Raw genomic sequence first — 343 nt, 5'->3', positions numbered from 1 at the left:
ATCGGCATGCGTCTCTTCCTCCTTTTTCGGGGATTGTTCAGGTTTGGTTGTCATGTTCATGGGCGTCAGGTAAATATCCCCGCCCTCTCGCGGGTTGAGTTCTTCCAGTTCCCGGCATTCATTCGGGGAGTAGATCCCCCAGTTAATTCCGGTGGCGTAGGCCTCGAAACGGGATTTCATGTCCCCGCGCAGCAATGCCCCGGTGTTGAATTTGGCGTAAAACCGCCCTTGTTTGCTGTTTCTGACTAACCCGGCATTAATCCGCTGCTCAATGCGGGTGAGGTACGGGACGAGGGAATAGTTGATAAACCCAATCCCTAAATTCTCAATGTTGTTAAAGGTG

1 protein-coding gene is annotated in these 343 nt (G+C 51.9%); it reads right to left on the bottom strand.

Translation table 11 applies throughout. From position 1 onward, the window contains the following. Nucleotides 1–343: phage portal protein (locus AAC854_RS23365; protein ID WP_340619167.1), on the bottom strand; the 343-nt coding region annotated here is incomplete at both ends.

This window comes from Xenorhabdus entomophaga, from assembly GCF_037996725.1.
GTDB classification, from domain to species: Bacteria; Pseudomonadota; Gammaproteobacteria; order Enterobacterales; family Enterobacteriaceae; genus Xenorhabdus; species Xenorhabdus khoisanae.
This window is presented reverse-complemented; position numbering and strand designations above follow the sequence as displayed.